Here is a 6135-nt window from a genome sequence, read left to right as displayed (position 1 = left end):
TCTTCAATTCTATACTCATAAAAATTTATTCTTGCAAAATACTTGACTTTTTTTCTAAATAGATATAATGTATAGTATTAGTGCTATTTTTTTTTATTGTACATAATTTCAGGCACTCTAAAGAGTTTAGCGACTGAGCGAGTGCCTGGATACTATTGTATGAGAGCTTAAAAAGCTCATGTTTTTTCTCTGAAGACAGCATTTATGCCAAATACTATGAGAAGTATTTTAGGAAATGTGCCTAAATATGAAACGGTAAGTACAAGCGACTATAGTATTAGTAAAGCAAAACTAACCAATACATATATCCGATATACATAAGTTAGATTTGGACATCATATCCGATATGAATAAGTGAGATTTTGATGTCTACCTTACTTATTAAATCCTAGTTTATCTACTTTTCTAGTATTTGTCAAGCTCTTCAGGAAAAAATGCAAGTGCAATAAAACTTCACACTCATAATAGAGGTAGATAAAATGAAAAATCAAAAAATCAAAATCTCTTCCATTGCCCTAGATATGTTTCAGCTAGCAGCAGCACTCCTAACGTTATCTGCAAACCCTCAGTTTTTAGTCTTTCTGGTTGGGTCGATGGCTGTACTTTGCATAGCCTACAAGTATAAGATTTTTAAGTAGATAAAGGGTTTATATAGGGTACGTTGGTATCCTGTATTACTCAGTGCAATCGGTAGGCTTCTGAAAGTAGGCAGTATTATTGTTGCCTACTTATTTTATTACTCAAACAATGATAATTGTTTAGGTTTTTTTTGATACCAATCAGCACGTTTATTATATTTATCATGTAACATATTTTCCTGGTTTTATCTCGAAATAAAATTCAATCTCCTACTGGAGATAACTAATAACTGATAACTGAAATGACCCTCATGGCGCAGCTATTCCGGGAACTTCTCGACAGGAACCGGGAATAAAATGGAATATTGCTGCTGAGAAATGGTATGAGCAATATCCTGATTTTATGAAAGTCTATGAAGCTGGTGGGTTGTTGTGGGGAATATCAACAAAGTATGGTTTATTATAGTAATTAAGTATTAAATTGGGATAATTCTGACTTTTAACAGGGTAAGTTAAAAAAAATGCACTTCATTTGGTGCATCTATATCGGAGATACTTAAAAATATCTTCTCCAATTCATTTTAGATAGTTATATCTATAAATAGATTTACCTTTTTTTTATTCAATATTTCTTTTTTCTTCCTTCTTCCTTCTTCCTTCTTCCTTCTTCCTTACTTCTACCAACAGTTAAAAACCCTTATTCAAATTTCTACAACCCTGCCAAAAAATTTCTCATTAACAACTTTCCAGAATTAGTTAAAATACTTTCCGGATGAAATTGTACCCCCTGAATATGAGGATAATTTCTATGTCTAACACCCATAATAGTTCCATCCTCAACCCATCCCGTAATTTCTAATACTTCAGGAAAACTTTCCTTCTCTATAACTAAACTATGATATCTCGTAGCAGTTATAGGATTATCTAACCCTGCAAAAATTCCTACTCCGTGATGATAAATTTCAGAAGTTTTACCGTGCATTAATTCTGGTGCAGCAACTATTTTTCCTCCAAATACTTGACCAATACTTTGATGACCGAGACACACTCCCAATATAGGTAAACTTGCTCCTAATTCTTTAATTAATGCTTGAGAAATTCCAGCATTTTCAGGGCGACCAGGACCTGGAGAAATAACAACTCCATCAGGTTTCAACTCATTAATTTCTGCCAAATAAATTTTATCATTACGGAAAACTTTAACATTAGTTGCTACTGCTAATTCTGCACCCAATTCACCTAAATATTGCACTAAGTTGTAGGTAAAACTATCGTAATTATCTATAACTATAATCAAAGCGTTTTACTCCTTCATTTTCTAGATATATTTAATCTCTCGATCAACGAGCGATCGCTAATTTTTCTGATTAGTTATTTTGAGAAATAATTTCTCAAGACTAAGATTCATAAAACTGAAAGTTTTACTACTGAGCTAAAGAGAAAAATAGCAACTAAAGCACGAACAACACTCTAATTTTATTAAAGTTCTAGCTTCATTGCACTGATGCAAGAAGTATTTTTTTTACCAAACAACTTTCAAAATACTTTGATTATAGCTAGACCTCTACTCCAGTAAAAATTATTTTTACTGTAAAAAGCCAGATGCTTTGATAATGGCAAAAACTTATATAGTAATTTTATTTGAGTTAGGTAAAAAAACTGGTCGCTTTTAGGCAACAGGCAAAAGACAACAGGTAACATAGAAGAAGGTTTGCCGGACTTTTTACTGTTAGTAAATAACCAACTCTTGTTTGAAATTTCATTAAATATCAACTTAAAATCTCAAATCTTGCACCCCATTTAATCAATCAAAGCGATAATCCCTAGTGCAGGATGGCGGAAATAACTGACCAGTTACAAAATCCTAAAACAATTACAAATCAAAAATGATTGACTTTTAACTTCCGCGTAGCGGCACTAACTACTAAAAGTATCAATAACTAGACTTAATAATTGAGGTAAAATCAGATAACTTGCGATAAGTAATGCGACAATAGCTGAAATTAAAACAGCACCTGCAGCACAATCTTTAGCAATCTTGGCTAACTCGTGGTAACTTTTTTTAACTGTTAAATCTACCACAGATTCAATAGCAGTATTCAGTAATTCCATAGCCATAACCAATCCAATAGTTAACACAATAACTGCTGTTTCTATTGGTTTTAACTCTAATAAAATACTCAAACTAACAGCAACAATACCGATGAAAGTATGAATCCGAAAATTACGCTGAGTCTGGAAAGCATAAGACAATCCTGCCCAAGCATATTTGAAGCTAATTAAAAGACTATTTGCTACTTGCCAAGATAATTCTCTATTAGGTTTAACTGTACTTTTAGAACCCTTTATTTTCGGAGCAGAAGAATTTTTCGATTTGTGTATAAAAGTGGCTTCATTGTAAGATATTGATGACTCATTAAGTTTCATAATTTATCTACCTCAGTTCAATTTAATAAATAAGGCCCAGATAATCAAAGACTTACTCGATTAATAGTCTATCTAAAAAGTTCAAAATTTACCCTTAGTCTTGTCAATTTTCTAAAGTGATTTGTTTCTCAATAGTAATTCCAACGGCATGAAGCAAAAATAATTGCTGTTTGAGCATTTGTTGCCAACTCTTTTCGTCAAGATGATCCCATCCAAGTAGGTGTAGAAAACCATGGGCGGCTAGCCAAACTAATTCAGTTGTTAATGAATGTTCCAGTTGTCTAGCTTGCCGAATGGCCGTCTCAACGGAAATTACTATATCACCCAGATATAGTTGTAAATCAGAATCTAGTACTTTTGGCTGAGGAACATTTACTTCCAGAGCAGCAAAAGCTAAAACATCTGTTGGTTGATTCCGGTCGCGATACTGATGATTAAGGATTTGGATTTCGCCATCCCCGGTCAGACGTAGAGTAAGTTCGTAGTTTTCAGCAAGTGGAATATTTGGTTGTAGAATTTCTAGCCATTTTTGAAACCAATATGCCCAATTTTCAGAAGATATGGGATAAAATTTTTCCTTATCAGAATAATTGGGTCTAAAACCCTGCTTTGATTGGCTAAATGTTTTTGGAGACTTGCTCAAATCCCCCTTACAAAAACAACTTCTGACTTCTGACTTCTGACTTCTGACTTCGTCAACATTCTGGACTTTTAATTTTTCTACTTCTGACACAGAGGATGACCAGAAATAATCCTGAACACTTACTTCCAGATACAACCTTAAATTCTCCTTTCCGCTCAAAAATGTGATTTTAATTATCGCGTTAGATAGGCAAGGCCAACCAATATACCTACAAGTCCAATGGTTGTCAGGGCAAAATGTTTGAGTGATTTACTTCCCTTCCTCACCATATTTCTCATGGCCAGTTTGACATAACTGGGTTTTGGTTCAGTTGTGGAAGCATTTGTTTCTATCTGTGTCTGTGTTTGTCTGGAGTCTTGAGTTGATGAAGATAAATTACTCATAAAAATCAATATATTTACAGTTTTCTAGTGGTTGTTATATCATGTCCGGTAGCATCGTTTGTGTATAATAGAGGAGGAAGAAAAATAATTGCCCGGAGCGATATTGCTACGCAACGCTACCGCGATCGCTACTCTTCAAGCACTTGACAAATCATCAGTAGGCCACCAACGAAAACAAGTGAGACCTTGAATGAGCGATCGCTGTTTCATTAAGTTGATACATCGCTCAAAAACGATATCTTCCATCTGGGATAAATTTTCAAAGGTTTGATTACAGATCGGTTCATTAATTATTGGCCAGAGTCGTTCGGCAGGTTGTAGTTCTGGTGTATGGGCTGGTAAGAACTCCAAATGCAATCCCTCTGGAACTTTCAGTTTTTGACTACTGTGCCAACCTGCTCTGTCTAGCACTAATATCATGTGCTTATTTTTTCCTAAACCAAAATGTCCAGCTAAGTCAGCCAACACTTGGTTAAAAACAATAATATTGACCTTGGGCAAAAGCCACCAGTATGTTTCTCCTGACTGGGGATGTACAAACCCATAGAGCCAACACCACTGAAAACGCCAGTTTACCTCTGCAGTTGGTTGTACTCCCACAGGTGTCCATACTCGTCGGAAAATTGGCTTGAGACCCAAACGATGTTCATCCATTGCCCAGAGTTCTACAGTGGCCTCTGGATACTCGGCTTTTAGTTGTTCAAATCGGTGAGAGAGTTTTCTTGCTCCGTCTTTACGGCGAGGAGACCTCGCCGCAGGCGGTGCGCTTTTTTTCCATTTCTCTTGTTCGGTTGGAGTTGCCGACTTTTGATGCTGTGGTCGGGGGATTCGTAATCTATATTTCATTGACCGTAAATATTCCCATCCCCTGCGCCGATCAACTCGATGGTCAATTAATTCTGTTAACCAATCCCCCACCTTGCGCCCATTCCATAATCCTCCATCTGGTGCTTTCTCCTGGAGGGCCATTTCTAGGTGGCCTTGCCTTTCATCTGAAAGGAATCCCTTTTGCCCTGGATGTTGATGGCGACGATCTACCAATCCTTCTTTACCTTGCCGATTGTAGCGACGTGCAATTTGACGAATGGCCTCCAAACAATAGCCTGTGACTGAAGAAACTTCTTTTGTTGTTTTTCCTTTTGCTAGAAGCCAAATTATTTGGTATCTAGTCCTTTCTATTGGGTCATAGGTAGCTCGGTAGTTTCTTTCTAGTTCATCTATACTTAGGTGTTCTTGGATACTTAAGCGTCTTGGCATAATGGCGATCGCTCCAGGGAATTATTTTTCTCCTCTTCAATTATACACAAACGATGCTACCGGACATGATATTATTTGTCTCGAGCTGAGTTTTAAATTGATGATAAAGTCGATACTACTATAACAATAATATTAACTCTTGTGTCTATACATCGACTCTTGATTATTTTTTCATCAAATTTTTTGCCTTATAGCTTAAATATAAATATATTGATGAAAAAGTTACTCTTGATCATAATTGACAAATTGATCGAGGAAAAATTTAGATATTTTTCAGGAACAGTGAATAAAGGACATATATATGAAATAGTTCTGCTGTGAATAATACAGCAGATTCGGTCGTATATGAGATACAAATATTAACGTTAAGATGTTGATTGTTATAATATATACAATTAAGTAATGATCGACTAAAAGTTATGGCTGACAAATGCAATCTTAGTAATGGCCAGCAAGTTTATATTGAACATCAGGTAATGCAAACTGTGGTTACTCTTTCCAGTGGTAGTCCTGGTCAACAACAACAGGCAAGTACAGGGTTTCAAACAAGTAAATGGACTGTAGTACCCACTTTGTTTAAAACTGCTACTGGAGTAATTTTGCGGATAGAGTCGGAACAGGGACAATCTTTTGTTCAGTTGCAGGCAGGTGGAATAAGTACTATCGGTGGGACGCCTACTTTGAGTGATGCCGAAGTTTTATCGCTTCAACAAGTAGAGGCAACACCTAGCAAAAGTATGCCATCGATGGAACCAATGAAACCAATGGAACCGATGAAAATGGGCGATATGGAAATGAAGATGAACCCAATGCAGATGCGGATTGGTAATATGTCGATGGAAATGGA

The 6135-nt window shown here is 36.0% G+C and carries 6 protein-coding genes; 1 reads left to right on the top strand and 5 read right to left on the bottom strand.

Annotated elements, in window-relative coordinates:
- Window positions 1-1287: 1287 nt before the first annotated feature.
- The 5 genes from F6K13_RS14215 to F6K13_RS14195 form a co-directional block, all read right to left on the bottom strand.
- Window positions 1288-1875, bottom strand: a complete 588-nt coding sequence (locus F6K13_RS14215) for an aminodeoxychorismate/anthranilate synthase component II (RefSeq protein ID WP_124145356.1) — start codon at window positions 1873-1875, stop codon at window positions 1288-1290.
- Window positions 1876-2495: 620 nt separating this feature from the next.
- Entirely contained in the window at window positions 2496-3005 is a 510-nt protein-coding gene (locus F6K13_RS14210) for a diacylglycerol kinase family protein (protein ID WP_124145357.1), read from the bottom strand.
- A gap of 103 nt (window positions 3006-3108) precedes the next feature.
- Window positions 3109-3783, bottom strand: a complete 675-nt coding sequence (gene ybeY / locus F6K13_RS14205) for an rRNA maturation RNase YbeY (protein ID WP_240038980.1) — start codon at window positions 3781-3783, stop codon at window positions 3109-3111.
- Between the two features lie 38 nt (window positions 3784-3821).
- Window positions 3822-4031 carry a DUF3285 domain-containing protein gene (locus F6K13_RS14200; RefSeq protein ID WP_124145358.1) on the bottom strand — a complete coding sequence of 70 codons (210 nt, stop codon included), beginning with the start codon at window positions 4029-4031 and terminating at the stop codon, window positions 3822-3824.
- A gap of 135 nt (window positions 4032-4166) precedes the next feature.
- Window positions 4167-5288, bottom strand: a complete 1122-nt coding sequence (locus F6K13_RS14195) for an IS630 family transposase (protein ID WP_287287678.1) — start codon at window positions 5286-5288, stop codon at window positions 4167-4169.
- Window positions 5289-5707: 419 nt separating this feature from the next.
- On the opposite strand from F6K13_RS14195, the gene F6K13_RS14190 reads away from it, so the two are divergent.
- Window positions 5708-6135, top strand: a 428-nt coding sequence (locus F6K13_RS14190; RefSeq protein ID WP_287287676.1) for a zinc ribbon domain-containing protein, incomplete at its 3' end; no start/stop codon positions are given.

It is taken from the genome of Okeania sp. SIO2B9 (genome assembly GCF_010672505.1).
GTDB lineage: Bacteria > Cyanobacteriota > Cyanobacteriia > Cyanobacteriales > Microcoleaceae > Okeania > Okeania hirsuta.
The sequence above is the reverse complement of the archived record's forward strand: the minus strand, read 5'-3'. Positions and strand labels throughout refer to the sequence as shown.